15 protein-coding genes are annotated in these 16,036 nt (G+C 37.2%); 7 read left to right on the top strand and 8 right to left on the bottom strand.

Translation table 11 applies throughout. The features are described 5' to 3' along the window. From LEP1GSC202_RS11190 to LEP1GSC202_RS11165, 6 genes are all read left to right on the top strand, one after another. Positions 1-600, top strand: a complete 600-nt coding sequence (locus tag LEP1GSC202_RS11190) for a CBS domain-containing protein (RefSeq protein ID WP_015677840.1) — start codon at positions 1-3, stop codon at positions 598-600. A gap of 20 nt (positions 601-620) precedes the next feature. Next, positions 621-2,054, top strand: coding sequence for a sodium:solute symporter (locus tag LEP1GSC202_RS11185; RefSeq protein ID WP_015677897.1), 1,434 nt, complete (start codon positions 621-623; stop codon positions 2,052-2,054). A 198-nt stretch (positions 2,055-2,252) separates the two neighbouring features. Then, positions 2,253-3,437, top strand: coding sequence for a 2-isopropylmalate synthase LeuA2 (gene leuA2 / locus LEP1GSC202_RS11180; RefSeq protein ID WP_039928950.1), 1,185 nt, complete (start codon positions 2,253-2,255; stop codon positions 3,435-3,437). A 104-nt stretch (positions 3,438-3,541) separates the two neighbouring features. Next, the gene (locus tag LEP1GSC202_RS11175) at positions 3,542-5,290 is read left to right on the top strand and encodes an N-acyl-D-amino-acid deacylase family protein (protein ID WP_015677934.1); all 1,749 of its coding nucleotides are present in this window, start codon (positions 3,542-3,544) and stop codon (positions 5,288-5,290) included. 129 nt (positions 5,291-5,419) lie between these two features. Further along, positions 5,420-6,133: a DUF4349 domain-containing protein gene (locus LEP1GSC202_RS11170; RefSeq protein ID WP_244147715.1), complete on the top strand. Its 714-nt coding sequence runs from the start codon at positions 5,420-5,422 to the stop codon at positions 6,131-6,133. 12 nt (positions 6,134-6,145) lie between these two features. Then, entirely contained in the window at positions 6,146-7,921 is a 1,776-nt protein-coding gene (locus tag LEP1GSC202_RS11165) for a TPM domain-containing protein (protein WP_015677950.1), read from the top strand. Between the two features lie 34 nt (positions 7,922-7,955). Here LEP1GSC202_RS11165 and LEP1GSC202_RS11160 read toward each other — a convergent pair whose 3' ends face one another. From LEP1GSC202_RS11160 to LEP1GSC202_RS11140, 5 genes are all read right to left on the bottom strand, one after another. Next, a complete protein-coding gene (locus LEP1GSC202_RS11160) occupies positions 7,956-8,522 on the bottom strand; it encodes a TetR/AcrR family transcriptional regulator (RefSeq protein WP_015677938.1) in 567 nt (188 codons plus the stop codon). A gap of 10 nt (positions 8,523-8,532) precedes the next feature. After that, positions 8,533-9,606 carry an alkaline phosphatase D family protein gene (locus LEP1GSC202_RS11155; protein ID WP_015677933.1) on the bottom strand — a complete coding sequence of 358 codons (1,074 nt, stop codon included), beginning with the start codon at positions 9,604-9,606 and terminating at the stop codon, positions 8,533-8,535. Between the two features lie 75 nt (positions 9,607-9,681). Next, positions 9,682-10,173, bottom strand: a complete 492-nt coding sequence (locus tag LEP1GSC202_RS11150) for a hypothetical protein (RefSeq protein WP_015677834.1) — start codon at positions 10,171-10,173, stop codon at positions 9,682-9,684. 149 nt (positions 10,174-10,322) lie between these two features. Then, positions 10,323-10,853: a hypothetical protein gene (locus tag LEP1GSC202_RS11145; protein WP_015677853.1), complete on the bottom strand. Its 531-nt coding sequence runs from the start codon at positions 10,851-10,853 to the stop codon at positions 10,323-10,325. Between the two features lie 78 nt (positions 10,854-10,931). Beyond that, complete coding sequence (locus LEP1GSC202_RS11140; protein WP_015677835.1) at positions 10,932-11,810, bottom strand: hypothetical protein; 879 nt, start codon at positions 11,808-11,810, stop codon at positions 10,932-10,934. A 224-nt stretch (positions 11,811-12,034) separates the two neighbouring features. On the opposite strand from LEP1GSC202_RS11140, the gene LEP1GSC202_RS11135 reads away from it, so the two are divergent. After that, entirely contained in the window at positions 12,035-12,463 is a 429-nt protein-coding gene (locus tag LEP1GSC202_RS11135) for an SRPBCC domain-containing protein (RefSeq protein WP_039928947.1), read from the top strand. A 44-nt stretch (positions 12,464-12,507) separates the two neighbouring features. Here LEP1GSC202_RS11135 and LEP1GSC202_RS11130 read toward each other — a convergent pair whose 3' ends face one another. The 3 genes from LEP1GSC202_RS11130 to LEP1GSC202_RS11120 all read right to left on the bottom strand — a co-directional run bounded on the left by LEP1GSC202_RS11130 (position 12,508) and on the right by LEP1GSC202_RS11120 (position 15,945). Next, positions 12,508-13,197 (bottom strand): LytR/AlgR family response regulator transcription factor, encoded by a 690-nt coding sequence (locus tag LEP1GSC202_RS11130; protein WP_015677867.1) that lies wholly within the window; start codon positions 13,195-13,197, stop codon positions 12,508-12,510. Positions 13,198-13,207: 10 nt separating this feature from the next. Then, on the bottom strand, positions 13,208-14,134 hold the full coding sequence (locus LEP1GSC202_RS11125) for a hypothetical protein (RefSeq protein WP_015677908.1): 927 nt from the start codon (positions 14,132-14,134) through the stop codon (positions 13,208-13,210). Positions 14,135-14,223: 89 nt separating this feature from the next. Beyond that, positions 14,224-15,945 carry a 7TM diverse intracellular signaling domain-containing protein gene (locus tag LEP1GSC202_RS11120; RefSeq protein WP_015677901.1) on the bottom strand — a complete coding sequence of 574 codons (1,722 nt, stop codon included), beginning with the start codon at positions 15,943-15,945 and terminating at the stop codon, positions 14,224-14,226. Positions 15,946-16,036 lie beyond the last annotated feature (91 nt).

Below are 16,036 nucleotides of genomic sequence, written 5' to 3'. Positions count from 1 at the left end.
ATGTTCTTTTGGATCCATGATGGGCGAATTTCCCCCAATCCCCCTCTCACACACCCAGACCGGGTTCCCAAAATCCATCCCACCAGCCAATCGACACCGAGTGCCATTGGAGAGGGAGAACCCGATACCTCACCCACGGGATCCTTCCTCCATAGAAATCCAAAAGAAGTTTACAAAGAGGCTTCGCTTCCTACAGAAAAACCTGTTTTTTTCCTCCATGAAATGATGACAAGTCCCGTTTATACCAAAGAGAAAGAAGATTCCGTTGAAACATGTCTTGATTTTATGTTAGAAAAAGGAATCCGCCACTTACCCATCACAGGCAAAATGGGTGAACTTGTGGGCTTTGTTTCCGACAGAGATTTATTGGATAAAACCAAATCCTATGAGAGGGAAATGCCTGTATCCGACATTATGACGAAACGAGTGTTAGTTGGATCTCCAGGAGCAGAGATTAGGCAAGTTACGAAAGTATTATTAGAAGAAAGAATCGGTTGTTTGCCAATTGTAAATGACGATAATGTACCTATTGGAATCATCACAAGATCGGATTTACTACGACTTCTTTTGAAATATCCCAATTTGAGTTTAACGGTCTGAATTAAAATAAAGGGATAAATATGTATTGGGATCTCCTCGTTTTATTGTTATATTTTTTAGTTGTCTTCTATTTTGGTTTTCACTTTGCCAAAAACACACAAAAAGAAGAAGATTTTTATTTAGCCAAAAAAGAAATCCATTGGGGATTTCTCATGATTTCACTGGTTGCCACGGAAACATCAAGTTTAACTTTTTTAAGTATTCCTTCCTTATCTTACAAAGGTGATTTTCGATTTCTAGAAATTGCCATTGGTTATATCATCGGTAGGACAATCGTCGCTTTATATTTACTTCCTTCTTACTTTTCAGGTAACACTATTTCGGTTTATGAATATGTGGGAAATCGATTTGGAAAATCACCACAAAAAACTTTATCTTTTGTTTTTACCATTTCCAGGTTATTAGGAGATGGAATTCGTTTGTATGTGAGTTCTTTACCGATTGCCTTTCTTTTGGAAAGGATGGGTTTTTCCGTTTCCGCAGAAATGTTAGGTATGTTAGCACTTCTAATTTTGAGTGTGGTAACCATCGTCTATTCTATATTTGGTGGGTTTAGATCCATTGTCTTTACTGATGTTTTACAATGGATCATTTATCTATTGGGTGGAATATTTGCACTTACACTGATCCTCTTTCATCTGAGTGAAACTTCAATCACAAGTCAAATTCAACACTTAGAAACATTAGGGAAATGGAAGGTTTTTATTTTTGATTACAACCTAACGGGCGATAATAGTTACTTTATTTTATTTGCAATCCTCGGTGGTGCATTTATTTCCATTGGTTCTCATGGAACTGATTTAATGTTAGTGCAAAGAGTGATTGCGACAAATAATTTACGTTCTGGCCAAAAAATTTTGATCGGAAGTGGGATTGTTGTTTTATTCCAATTTTTACTATTTTTATGTATCGGATCGCTTCTCTATTTGTTTTATGAAGGGAATTTGGTCCCAGCAGATAAAGTGTTTAGCCATTTTATCATAAACGAAGTACCTTCTCCCATGCTCGGAATTCTTGTGGCGGCTATCCTTGCGAGTGCCATGTCAACACTAAGTTCTACGATCAATTCATTATCTCTCACTTGGGCAAGAGATTGGGAGATGGACCAATGGTTTAGCCCAAGGACCTTATCGTTGTTTTTTGGTATTTTATTGTTTTTTGCAAGCCTCATCCCTTATTTTCTAGTGGAAACTTGGGAAAAAGGGATCTTGGAAATGGGACTCACCATTTTTTCGTATACCCTAGGTCCTTCCATTGCTGTGTTTTTCTTAGCCAAAGGAAAAAAAGATCTACCCATTTCGGGTTCACTATTTTCCATATTTTTCCTCTTGGGTATCCTCATCACAATTTTTGTGGGCATTGGTTTCAAACTTTCATTTACCCTCCTCATCCCCATAGGTTTTGGTAGTGTATACGGACTTGTCACCCTCACTGGAATGATAAAAAAAAATTGACGAAAATTTAGGACTAAGATCGTCTAAAGATTAACAATGAAATCATTCGCACACATCCAGCTTCTCCTCCTCCTCGAAATCTTATAATTCGAGGGAGAGAGAGCTATGTGACAAAGCCCACTCCCAACCGGGAAGTGGGCTTTTTTATTTTTGGTCCCCCGGTAGGAAGTGTTACCTTTTTGCGAATCCGGAGGAACCATGAAACCAAAAACCATTCACATCCAAGACGTCACCTTACGTGACGGAAACCAAGCTTTGAAACGACCATGGACGATTGATGAAAAAATCGAAGTATTTGATTTGCTTGTCGAGTTAAACGTAGACGGCATTGAAGTTGGTTTTCCTTCTTCAAACGAAACCGAATTTCACACTTGCCAAGTGTTGTCTAAACGTGCTCCAAAGGGAAAACCAATTGCCGCGTTGTCACGAGCCAATGAAAAAGAAATCGCTGTCACTTGGGAGGCAATCCATAAAGCGGACAAACCACGAATGCACATCGTGTATCCAGTGAGTGATTTTTCCATTAAACATGTATTAAAGATTTCGGAAAAGGAAGTACTTCAAAAAATAAAATCTTCTGTTTCTTTTGCCAGGTCCATTGTAGGACCCAATGTGGAAATCCAATTCTCTGGCGAACATTTTGGTGATGCTATAGAAAACTTCTCTTTCACAAAACATGCATTTTTAACAGCAATTGAAGCGGGTGCAAACATTATCAACTTACCGAATACTGTTGAACGTTACAGACCCATGATTTTTGTGAATATGGTAAAGGAAATAAAAGACTTCATTGGAGATAAGGCGATTATTTCCATTCACACACATAATGATTTAGGTATGGCAACAGCCACTTCCGTGGAATCGGTTTACGTGGGGGCCAATCAAATTGAGGTCGCATTAAATGGTCTTGGAGAACGGGCAGGAAATACAAACTTATATGAAACGGCTATCGCCTTACACCAAAATGGTGAAAAATTGAATATAAATTTCCAAAGAATATATCCAACTGCCAAACGAATTTCTGAACTTACCGGAATTCCGATTGGAGAAAAAACTCCTATCATAGGCGAAGATATTTTTTCACACAGGTCCGGGATCCACCAAGATGGAGTCACAAAAACCTTACACCAGTCCAAAGGAGCCTATCGGACTTTTTCTCCTGAATTTGTTGGCAGAGGAGATAAAGAAACCATATCCTTTACCAACCAATCGGGACACAAAGCAATTGAATTTTTGTTACAACAAAAAGGTATCCAAATATCCAAAGAAGAAATCCATCATTTGTTTTCCTTGGCAAAGTCCATATCTTCAAATGAGAATAATCGCGAGATCACCGAAGCAGAGTTAGTGGCACTTAGCCAATCGATCCTCTCGTATCAGTGAACAAATAAGGTTTTTGTCCAGAGAAACTTAAGGCAATTGATAGGGAATCATTGACAAATCTTTGTCAATCTGCCATAATTTCGAATGGTTTTTCTGGAGGTATCATGGCAGAGACTCTTATCAAACAAGCAAGAATCTTTGATGGCAGCACCAATCCATCGTTCATTGGGGATGTGCGCATCAAAGACGGGATCGTGGAAACAATTTCGAAATCTGAATTGAGTCCAAACCCAGGAGAAACTGTCATCGACGGAAAAAACCAGTGGCTTACACCAGGTTTCATTGATTTTCACACCCATTACGATGCAGAAATTGAAGTCGCCCCTGATTTATCGGAGTCTGTACGACATGGTATCACAACCATTTCTCTTGGAAGTTGTTCTTTAAGTTTGACGTTAGGTGATCCTACTGATTTGGCAGACATGTTTAGTCGTGTAGAAGCAATACCCCGAAAAAATGTATTATCCATATTAGAGAGTAAAAAAAATTGGAACTCGGCTGTTGAATACAAAAAACATCTAAATTCACTTCCACTCGGTCCAAACGTCACTTCTTTTGCGGGCCATTCTGCCATTCGAGCCCATGTGATGGGATTAGAAAGATCCTTGACCAAAGGGGAAAAACCAACCAAACAAGAGTTAGACAAAATGAACCAACACCTTGAGGAAGCGTTGGATGCAGGTTTTATGGGACTGTCGATTAACACCCTTGTTTGGGATAAAATGGATGGATCCAGATTTCGTTCAAGACCACTTCCTTCTACATTTGCCAATTGGAGTGAATACGAATTTTTAAATAAAACACTCAGGAAACGTGGAAAAATTTTCCAAGGAGTTCCCAATGTTTCTACGAAAATCAATGTGCTTATGTTTTTAAAGGAAGCGTTTGGAATATTTAGAAAACCATTAAAAACTACCATCATTTCTCTAATGGATGTTAAATTTGATCCTGGATTGTACAAACTCTTGGGATTGATCGGACGGATCACAAATAAAATTTTTAGATCTGATTTCAGGTTCCAAGCACTGCCAGAGCCATTTGATTTGTATGCAGATGGAATGGATGTTGTTGTGTTTGAAGAGTTTGCTGCAGGTGCCAAGGCCAATCATATTGAAGATGAATTGGAACGTAAACAACTAGTGAAAGATCCCAAGTATCGGTCTTGGTTCAAAAAACAATGGACCAATTGGTTTTTACCACGAGTGTTTCATCGAAATTTCAAAGAAACGAAAATTGTTGATGCACCAGACAAATCTCTTATAGGCAAATCAATTGATGAAGTTGCGAAAGAAAGAGGAGTCCACTCTGTCACTGCCTTTTTAGATTTAGTTGCAGAACATGGAAACAATGTTAGGTGGTACACAGTCATGGCAAACCACAGAAAGGAACCTTTACAAAAAATTGTTTCTTATCCTGACATCCTCATTGGGTTTTCAGATGCAGGTGCCCATTTACGTGGAATGGCTCATTATAATTTCCCACTTCGTATGTTAAAACTAGTCAGAGATGCTGAATTAGATAACAAACCTTTTATGACGATGGAAAGAGCGGTTCATAGACTGACTGGAGAAATTGGAGATTGGTTTGGAATTGATGCGGGTTACATCAAAGAAGGAAAACGTGCAGATTTAGTTTTGATTGATCCCACAAAACTTGACGACTCACTTGCGAAGGATGTGGAAGCCCCTATGCCATTTATGGAAAATTTCAAACGATGGGTTCGTCGTAACGATGATACAATCAAAAAGGTATTCATCAATGGGAAATTGGCAGTGGATTCGGGAAAACCTGTCCTTTCCCTCGGAAAAGAACGAGGGTATGGACGTTTCTTAGAATCTCAAATCGGAGTTTAAAAAAGGTTTGAAGTTGGGTGCTGAATCCATTAGATTCAGTATCCAACAAGAGCCATGAATACAATACCTCGTTTTTCCCGAAAATTCCTCCTCCTTTCATTCCTTTTTTTCATCATCCATTGTTCTAATATGAATCGAATGGAAAGGGAATCACCGGTTTCCCAAAACATGGCAGACGATTATGAAGAAGCTAGAAAATCTTCGGGAGTTTCCCCAGCACCTAAATTAGATTCCAAACCACAAGAATCAAAATCTCCAAAAAGAATGATGGTGTATACCGTAGTCGTTAATTTGCAATCCAAAGAAATTGAACCCAAAGTAACAGAGATCATCAAACTTGCAGAATCATTTGGAGGTTATGCTCTTCAGTACAGCTCACAAGGGACCATTCAATTAAAAATTCCACAAGAGAATTTAAAAATCTTTTTACAAACGTTAAAAAAAGAATCACATAATTACTCTGAGGATGTATCTGCAAAAGATGTGACCGAAGACTATTTGGATACGGAAATTCGTTTAGAAAATGCACAAAAAATGCGGACACGACTTCTGGAGATTCTAAAAACAGCGAAAACCTTAGAAGAAACATTAAAAGTAGAAGCAGAATTGAATAAAGTTTCCGAATCGATTGAACGATGGGAAGGGAAACTCAAATATCTTTCCTCAGCGATCCAACTATCATCTGTTACAGTCCATGTAAGGCAAAAATGGGAACCAATTGTCCAAAAAGAATACAAACCAGGACCACTTGGTTATCCAATTTATTATTTATACTTGGGACTTGGAAAAGTTAAAGATGGAATCATTTGGTTATTTGTTCAGGAAATTCCGAAAGAAACATAAACAAATCCGAATATGAATCGAATTTTGATTTGTTTGTCTTTAGTTTTCTTTTCTGTATGTAAAAATACAATAGAACCCTATCCAAAACTGACAGGACCTGTTATCGATCCAAACCACTACCTTCCTTCTGAAATTAAATCGCAGTTGGAAACGATACTACTGTCAGAAGAAAAAATCACAAGCAATCAAGTAGTAGTTTATATAGCCGAATCAATGGAAGAAGATACCATTGAAAAAGAAGCATCTGCTGTTTTTGAATATTGGAAATTGGGTAGAAAGGATAAAGACAATGGAATTTTGTTATTACTTGCACCAAAAGAACGAAAAGTAAGAATTGAAGTTGGTTACGGACTAGAAGGTGTCCTCACTGACTTAGTCGCAAAACGGATCATAGACGAACTGATCATTCCCAATATGAAATCAGGGAATCCATCATTGGCAATGCTTTCGGGGACAAATGCCATCCTAGAACAACTTCGTTATGGTTCGCCAAAACTGACCAATGAATTCTGCCCTAAACAATTCAGTGATATCAATTCTGATTTGCACCCTGACACAATTCCCTTCTTATTAAAAGAGATCAAACCTCTTAAAGAAAAAATATATTTTTTTTTCTGTGTGGTTCCGGCAGAAAACCAATTAGGACTAGAAACAGCAGCCAATCAACTTTACTTACACTTACAAAAATCCAATAAAAAATCAATCATCTTTGTTACTTCACCAAAAAACGATTATATGGGAACAATCATCCTAGAACCAGAATTCAATTGGTTGATTAGCCAAAACAAAGTACGAAGTATTTTTTTCAATCGGTATTCCGAAAAACGAAATTCTGATTTTACCAATTTCACCTATAGAGCCTTTATCGATATGTTGGATCATCTCAAACACAGCCAAAAAATTGCATTCGAAAAAGGCAGTGGCATCTTTGATCCCTATGATGCTTTAGAAAAATTTTCCTATGACAGAGCTCTTGAAACGATTCAAAAATTAGAACAAGAATATAAAGTTGGAATCCAAATTTTATTTTTAGATACCAAACCTGATTTAACACAAGAGAGCAAAAAATTCCACGAGCTTGCTTTTGGCACTACTACAGGCATCACTTTATTATTTTCATTAAACCAAAAGAAGTTCCATGTATATACAAATGAAACATCAAAGATACTCTTCGCAGGTCAAATGGTTCCAAAAGCAATTGAAAAGGAAACTTTGACCGAAATCATTCATACTGCAATCACATCAGAGTTAAAATCAGCAGATATAGATTGGATGTGCATCCGAAGCGCCGAAGCAATAGACCATTACCTCGATTTACTGAAATACCAAAAACCTTTGGGGGAGGAAAATCAAACAAACCCATCAACCGAAATGGAAGCGAATCAAACAAAAGTATTAGAACCACATTTTTTATTCCACTTGTTCTTTATGCTGATGTTTTTTGTAATATGGATTGGGCTCGCTTCTGGTGAAGGGATTTTATTTTTTTACGGATTGTTTTTTGTGTTAGGACAAATAATGAGGAGTAAGTTTTATTTATTGCCTAGTGCCCCAAACATATACCAATCCATTTTAGTTTTCTCTTCTGCGATCTTAAGTTATGTATTCGTAAACTTGTTTCGAAAAATCGGTTGGGCCGAAACCGTAGGAAGAAATACCCAAGATTTCTTCACACCATCCTCTTCTGGCACAAGTTCTTCTTCTGGATCAGGGTATCGCTCTTCTAGTTCCTCTTACTCGGGAGGTGGAGGAAGGTCTGGAGGTGGAGGCGCAAGTGGTAGTTGGTAAGAATTCCTTTCATACATTCGAAAATTTTGTACATTTATGATTTGATTAATCTTTGAGCTGAGTGCATCATTTGCGCCTTCATCCTTTCAATCACCTTTCGATCTTTGGTTAAGGCATACAATCGTAGACCTCCCAAATAACTCATGTACAATTCGTAACTCAAAGACTTTACTAAATCAGGACGCAAATTGGCTTCAAACTTTAAAATACAAACTTCAACTGTTTCTAACACGTGTTGCACGGCATTATTTCGATAGGAATCAAATTGGTGTAAATGGGAAATTTCACCAGAAAAAAGTGCAATTGGGCAATCTTTTCTAGATGTGTTCCTTTGGTTACGAACAATAAAATTCACCCACTTATCGATGAAATCGGTGATGTCATTTGCCTTACTTAAAACCTTTAACATCACAATCCGTTGTTGTTCGGATAAATAATTGAGATATTCAAAACCGATATCATCTTTGGATTTAAAATGATCATAAAGTGTTTTTTTGTAAGCTCCAGCTCGTTCCAAAATTTCAGCGATGCCGGTGGCTTGGAAACCTTTCTCACGAAACAAAGCAAATGAACTTTCTAATATCTTTTCTTTTGGTTTCAAATTGATCTCCTTATTCCACTTTTGATTCTATTGCTTGGCCTTTTTCTTCATTTGAATTGTATTCTAAAACTTGTTTGCCATCTATGTCAAGGATCATGGACTTCCATTGTAAAGATCCGTTTTTTAAAAAAATATCGAGTTTGCCTACATTTTCCTTTCGGTAGGCTTTTCCAATTTTCCATTCGGAATCATACTCCAAAGGCAAAAACGGAAGTGGAAGGTTAAGTGAACTGGACGTGATTTCAACAAGTGTCCTTTCATTTGGAGTTTTGTATTCGTGGATTTCTGCGATATGACGATCTCCAGAAAGGATCACAACATCTTTTGCCTTCGCTTTTTGCAGTGATTGGATTAATTTTTCTCTTTCCATCGGTAAATTATTCCATTTTTCAAACGGTTGTTCTGTTGGAATCACTTGCACACTAGAAACAAAAATAAGTAAATCGGATGGTTTTGATAATTCCGTTTCCATCCAAAGCCATTGTTCTTTTCCAAGCATCGTCTGATCTTCGTCAGATGATGGCCTATAATGACTTTTACGGGTGAGATAAGACATGTAACTCCTTTGTAAAGGAGATCGAAAATACCTTGTATCGGGAATCATGATATGGATTTTTTTTCTTTGGAATTCTATCCAATAGGAATAAAATACCCCTTGATTGCTTTTAGTTCCAAAATTGATGTTTTTTGGCATCATTGGTTGCACATAAGATAAAAATATCTTACGCGATAAATCTCGATCGGCATACTCAGCACCACTATCATTGATACCAAAATCGTGGTCATCCCATGTGAACAAAAACTTTGAATCTTTGCGAAGAGACTTCCACTCTGGTCGTTGGAATTGTTTTTCGTAGGCAGGGATTTTATCTTTTGCAGACAATTGGTCAGAATAAACAATATCTCCTAAAAAGATGAGGTAATCCAATTTTTGTGAAAGCAAGGAGCCTAAAATTGGACTTTCTTTGTCTTGGTGTAAACAAGACCCAAACCCTATGGATAAACTTTGTTTCTCTTTGGCAATCAGCGGAGTTCCAATGACCATCCATCCAATGAAGAAGAAACCAAGGAAAATTTGATTCAATGATACCGTAAAGGCAGAACAAGTTCTCACCCCATTGAGATTAGATTACTTCCCTAGACCGTCAACCGGAAATCACTATCTACCGTGACGGTAATAACCTCCATAATAGCTTCGGTAGTATGGAGAAACAAGGTAAGGTCCTCCTAAATATGTTGGATGATTACGCCTAGTTGGATAATGCCCATCTCGAAAACTAAACCTTCTAAAAAAAGAACCTCGGTATAAAATCTCATTTTGGTAGTACGTTTCATTTACAAAGGGAGAATAAACAACACCAGTCATTTGCCATTCAAATTGGGCGGTATCCCCAACAACTGTAACCTCTGTTTCCTTATACATCATGCTTGCCGAACGAATGTCACCTATGGCACATGGCTCCATTCGGCTAGGGACTGGCCCTTCCATTAGAACCAAACATTGCGAGTTATAACCATACTTCTTTGTAAAATTTGCATCGGAAACTTTGATTGGATCCGCTGCTTCTTCTAAAATGTATGATTCTCTAACCTTTTGTCTGCTCACACAATGGAGACAAAGGAAACTAATCAATATGATGATTCGGACCATATGAATGTTAACCCCACCTATCTTTAGGAAATCATAACCTCCTAACGGGGGAAACGCGATGGTAGGTATCCGCAATTGCGGAAACTACCTATTCGCTGTAAAAAAAATCAATCCCAACATATCATTGGAAGGTACCACCTATGAATCTTTTATAGTTTCCGAAAATTAACTCGATATGCTGAGACAGAAGACGAAACCGCTCGACCTTGGCATTGGTACAAACTTGGATCCACCATTCCACTGGGTTCCAAAGAATAGGTTTTCCCTTCCGAAAGGGAAATGGTTTCGTTCAATCCATTTTTGGTTGAAAACCGCTCTACTGTATCTTCTTTCAATGCAACGTGAACATCGAATCGAGTAGAGGAACAATTCGAAGAGGTTAAGGTTTGTCTTCCTAGGTTTGCTGTGACTTCATAGTTTCCAGTAACCTTCACTTGTAATGACCCGTTCACTTGTTGTGAACTGCAAACAGAGAAACTGCCATCCCCAAGGCTTATCACCTGGCTTGCATTTTCATTGGTGATGAAATGGCAGGGTGAATTGGATAATGCCAGAAAGAGAATTGCATCGGAAAGGGCATTCCCTGTGATCTTTTGGCCTGGAATGAGGCCCTCCTCTTCTTTTTGGTTGCATTGCAAACAGAGGATGAACGAAAGGAAGATGAATGAAATTTTACGCATTTGGTACCTACTCACTTAAAACGTTACAGGTAACAAAAAGAGAGATTGGTTCTCCTTTTTTGTTACCAGAAGGATCATTTAGAGCCCACACCGAATGTCCATTAGGCAGGAAAATTTGCCTTGGAAACAGATACCAGCTTTGGTACAGGAATAAGGCGAAGGAAAACGACATGTAGACGTGGAAGATACCGGTCGACAGATCCGATTATCTCGTTCTTGTTCTGTCACAACCAAAACTGAAATTTGAGTAGTGATTTTCACAAACGGGTCTTCTTTTAAGCGGGCAGCAACGGAAAAAGTTTGGAAAAGATCACCTGTTGTTTCCATTGGATTTCCCAAAATTTCCCCTGTATTTTGATCCAAATGAAGTCCAATCGGTAGGGCTGGTTCCACTCCAAATGTAATTTCTCCCATAGAACGTAATCTCTGTAAGTTGATCGAATCTGTCGGTGGAATGGGTTCGATTGTTTCTCCTAAATTTAAAATTAAGTTTCGAAAGGAATAACGAAAGGATCCTAAGCAAGGGACTGGTAATTTATTTTCAACACCTGGTTCATTTGTTCTAATAAAGATTAATTCTACGGTTGGGCAAAACGAAACATGCAGGCGAATTTTAGAATCAGTTTGTTCTGTTATTAAAACATATTTTGAAGCACCATCTCCTAATAAATCCTCTTCGTTCATTGAACTTGGAAATTTTCCTTTCAAAACAAAATCTGTATTTTCCAAAAGGACACGAGGTGAAACTGAATCGATGACAAAATAATTTTTGGAATTTTGTCCTCCTTCCTCATTCTCATGAGGTCTCTCAATTGCATTTTCAACAAACGCAAGCAAGTTGGCAAAAACATGAGACTTAGGAGCGGATTCTTTAGAAGAACAGAAAAGCAAACAACCACAGAGTAAAAAAATCTTAATTCGTAAGTAAATTGGAGAAAACAATATTTTTGTAACCATCGGAGATACCACCTTCATGATTTAGGTGGGGTAAAAGATTAGTGATTTGGTTTCAAAAAAGTAAAAACTTCCAGAGAATGAGCCAGTTCACAATATGATTGGATTATATTTATGATAACATGTACAAAATGTTCCAAAAAAATTGAATCTGCCTTGATCAAAATCCATACATTGGAATCGAATTTTCATTGACGAAAGGTTTGTTAAAGTCAAAAACATTTCCTATGCCTAACGAAATCACAATCCAAACAAATATCCCTGCAGACATCCAAACCGTATGGAAATTGTATACATCTCCAGAACACATCATCCATTGGAATTTTGCCGATCCATCTTGGCATTGTCCTTCAGCATCTATAGACCTAAAAAAAGGAGGTGCCTACAAAGCACGAATGGAAGCAAAAGATGGAAGTTTTGGATTTGATTTTGAAGCAGTGATCGAAGAGGTCAAAGAACCGACACGTCTTGTTTACATCTTAGGAGACAACCGTAACGTTAAAGTTGATCTGAAAGAAACAAATCAGTCCACAGAAGTAGTTGTTTGTTTTGATGCAGAAAATGAAAATCCATTGGAAATGCAACGCGAAGGGTGGCAGTCAATTTTAAATCAGTTTAAAACATATGTAGAGTTAAAAAAAACACCTCAATCCTAACCCAATTCTCAAACACAATTTAGGTGGCTTATCTGAATCAAAAATTAGATAGTCGCCTTTAGTGTTTTATAATAATTTCTTCCCATCTTCAAAGTCTCTCCATTCAAAAGTTCTACTTGGTAAAATCCACCACTTCCTGTTTGGATGGATTTGATTTGTTTTTTATTCACGATATAGGATCGATGGATTCTGACAAAATGATTTGGTAATATTTTTGAAATCGAATCCAAACTTTTTGAATGTATAAACTTTTCTCCATTCTTTTTAAACACTTTAATCCTTTTATCAAAGGATTGGATGTATAGGATGTCTTTTGTTGCAACCAACTGTAAGTGGTTCTCTTGTTTGATACCAATGTATTTGGTTTTCGATTGGCGTACATTGGATTGAAACTTTTCTAGAGCCAATTGAATTCGTTCTTTTGAGATGGGTTTTGGCACAAAATCGAGTACTCCATATTCAAAGGCACGAATTGCTTCGTCAACATTACCTGAAGTAATGATGGTAAAAAAAGATTCAGCCGAAGTTTCTTTTAACAAATCAAAACCAATGTCGCCATCTAAATTGAGATCTAAGAACAATAAATCGATAGGATTCTCTTTAACGAAACATTGTGATCCCAGTAATGTCCTTTCGATGTGTAGAGATGAAATCTTTGTCCCAAGAATTTCTCGCAAAATCCTCGTTAGTCCTCTTGCAGCTACAGTTTCATCTTCTACAATCAAAATCCTCAATGGAACTTCCTTAATACTGTTCTAGTTTGTATTGGACATTGGATAAGTTTACAAACACGCCAATCATTGCTTGGTATGAATTTAATGTTCGCATCGAAAACTGATCCGATTTTAAAAACTCTCGGTAATAATCAACTTCTGCTTTGATACCAAAATAGCGACCTAAATATATATTGAGTCCTGCCCCTACTCCCACAATCCCACCGATACCACTCGTGATTTGGTTGCTATAAACAAATCGGTCATGTGTGATCCCTGAGTGTGCTTCCCCTGTAAAAGAAACCACCCCTGCTCTCGCTGCAAGATACGGATCAAAAAAATTTCTAGGGATCGGGTGGTAGGTTGCCAAAAAACTCATCGAATTACCACGGTAAATGGTTCTTTCGCGAGGGAATGGATCCACATACTCTTTGTAATACGATATTCCTGGGATGACATCCTGTCTTTTCGCATTCATAGAATTTTGCATAACTGTGAAACCTAATCCGATTTTTTCTTTCCAACCATATTCAAAATCAAATTGTGATGCAACTCCCGGTGTATACGTAGGTTTGAAATACAAACCTGATTGTTCATTACGAATATTACCTTGGTTATAATAATCTTGGCTAACCTCTTTATTGACTACCTTGTATTGTAATACATTGTCATAATTTTTTTCGTGACTGATAAATGTACCACTGGGTGCCAATGTTCCTCCACCCATAAAACTGATTAAGAACGCACCTTCATAAAAACCTGGTGGGTATTTAAGTTTTGCATAATATTTTTCCAATTCCGCATTATTCTTTTGAATCTCTTCTGGAGTTGGGTTTGTCCCGTTTTGCGTTTGCACAGGAGTTGGTTTTTCGTCTTTTTTAACATTGGCTTGCGCATTCAATTGGTAAACAGAAACCAAAACCAAAATCGATAAGTGCCATTTTGAATTTGTATTCATCTTGTTATCCTCAAAGTAGAGGATAACGAATCTATTTACATTCGCTTAAAAAAAAGTGCGAACGGCACTACTGCTTCGCGAATGGCACCTCACTCAAAAACGATGATCGTGTTTTCCCACCCTCCCATGACAAAACGGGAAGTAAACTCCCACTTGTTTGGAAACGCTTCCTGTAATCTAGACTTGATGTATTTGATCCCTGTGCCTAGTGAATCTGATTTGGTGGTTGGCAAACCATCATTAAATAAAATGTACTTTGTTTTATTTTTTTCCTTTTTCTTCTTTAGTACAAAACTACCGGCATTTTTTCCTTGGTAACCATGGGTCACACCATTTTCCACTAGGGTTAATAATACAATCGGTGGGATCACATCCTTTAAACCGATTCCTTCCGTTAAAAATTCAAATTTAGATTCTTTTCGTAAACTCATGATCTCCAAGTATCGTTTACAAATTTCCACTTCTTCCTTTATCGGAATAGTTTTTTTGTTTGAAAGTTTTAAAATTGCTCTAAGTTCGTCAGATAAAGAGGTTAACAATAATTTGGCTGTTTCAGGATCTTCATCCAACCAAATGATGGTTGAATTGATCGAATTTAATAGAAAATGAGGATGGATATTATTTTTTAATAATTCTACTTCAAGTCGGCTCGAAACCAATTTGGCATCTTGCAGTTTTGCTTTGTAAGCGACCATTCTCCTTTCCGCTTTATTTTTATCAGAATTCACCAATTTAATTTTGTAGGCAAGTCCCAATGAAAGTAAACACATCTCAATTGCTGAACCTGCTTGTAATCCATATTCGGTTACGATATTGGCAGGCAAAATACCAAATCCTTTTAAAGAGTAAATCCCCACTCCAAACAATAACGCAACCCAAGCAATGAGAAAGTACCTTGCGGGTTTGTATCCTTTATCCCAACAAACTACAGCCACCAAAAAAACTACGATGGCAAACAACATCACCAGAGATGCCAACAAATATATGTTAATGTAATAGGAAAAAACAAAGGAGGATAACATGAGTAACAACATGAGCCCCATAAGAACCAAAATGATTTTGTCCCAACTGGGAGTATTCTTTTTTGTGTTCAAAAAACTCCGAGTGAATTGTAAACCCCAGAAAAGAGAAAACCCACCTACAAAAGGCAAACTGATATTGGCCCAATGAGGAGAATTTGGCCAGAAAATTTGAAATGCCAACCCATTCAATACCGATTGTGATAAACCATAAAAGCTAATGTACAACAAATAGTACAAATACCCAAAATCCTTTAACATAAACAAAAGGATTAAATTATAAATAACTAATACAAATAATATGCCATAATAAATTCCCAAAGAGAGATTCTCTTTTTCTTTTAATTTGAGAAACCTTTCATGAGAGTACACTGTAATTGGGAACTGAACTGTACCTTCGCTTTCGAAACGAAAATAATATGTATTATTCTTTTTTGGTAAAAGTTTGATTGGAAAGATAAAACTTTTTTCCTCTAAAGGTCTTTCACGAAACAAATACGAATCCCCTGTGACGACATGATTCCAATCCTTATCTTTTGATTCATAAAAATCAATTTTATCGAGTAATGGATAGGATACATGGATGAACCAATCCCTTTGATTTGAATTGTTTTTGAGTTCAAAACGCACCCAATATACGTTCTTAGTGAAACCAAAGTTTGGTGAAATGGTTCGGCTTTCATTAAATTCGGTTGATTTTTGGACTTCCTGAAAACTTAAAATTTTGGATGGAGGGAGCTCTAAAATTTCCATATGGAAACCAAGAGGGTATTCTCCCACTTCATTTTTCAAAATGGTTGAAAATCGAGATGGAGTTGGGTTGGCAAATATTGGAAAAAAAAGGAGAATTTGGAAAAAAACAAACGTAAGGCGAAAGAGAGAC

Source organism: Leptospira yanagawae serovar Saopaulo str. Sao Paulo = ATCC 700523, from assembly GCF_000332475.2.
Lineage (GTDB): Bacteria > Spirochaetota > Leptospiria > Leptospirales > Leptospiraceae > Leptospira_A > Leptospira_A yanagawae.
Note: the sequence above shows the minus strand (reverse complement) of the source record. Positions and strands in the feature narration are given on the sequence as shown.

Coding starts and splice junctions, on each gene's coding strand:
- LEP1GSC202_RS11190 (WP_015677840.1), top strand. CDS start 1: ATGTTCTTTTGGATCCATGATGGGCGAATTTCCCCCAATCCCCCTCTC.
- LEP1GSC202_RS11185 (WP_015677897.1), top strand. CDS start 621: ATGTATTGGGATCTCCTCGTTTTATTGTTATATTTTTTAGTTGTCTTC.
- leuA2 (WP_039928950.1), top strand. CDS start 2,253: ATGAAACCAAAAACCATTCACATCCAAGACGTCACCTTACGTGACGGA.
- LEP1GSC202_RS11175 (WP_015677934.1), top strand. CDS start 3,542: ATGGCAGAGACTCTTATCAAACAAGCAAGAATCTTTGATGGCAGCACC.
- LEP1GSC202_RS11170 (WP_244147715.1), top strand. CDS start 5,420: ATGAATCGAATGGAAAGGGAATCACCGGTTTCCCAAAACATGGCAGAC.
- LEP1GSC202_RS11165 (WP_015677950.1), top strand. CDS start 6,146: ATGAATCGAATTTTGATTTGTTTGTCTTTAGTTTTCTTTTCTGTATGT.
- LEP1GSC202_RS11150 (WP_015677834.1), bottom strand. CDS start 10,173: ATGGTCCGAATCATCATATTGATTAGTTTCCTTTGTCTCCATTGTGTG.
- LEP1GSC202_RS11145 (WP_015677853.1), bottom strand. CDS start 10,853: ATGCGTAAAATTTCATTCATCTTCCTTTCGTTCATCCTCTGTTTGCAA.
- LEP1GSC202_RS11140 (WP_015677835.1), bottom strand. CDS start 11,810: ATGGTTACAAAAATATTGTTTTCTCCAATTTACTTACGAATTAAGATT.
- LEP1GSC202_RS11135 (WP_039928947.1), top strand. CDS start 12,035: ATGCCTAACGAAATCACAATCCAAACAAATATCCCTGCAGACATCCAA.
- LEP1GSC202_RS11125 (WP_015677908.1), bottom strand. CDS start 14,134: ATGAATACAAATTCAAAATGGCACTTATCGATTTTGGTTTTGGTTTCT.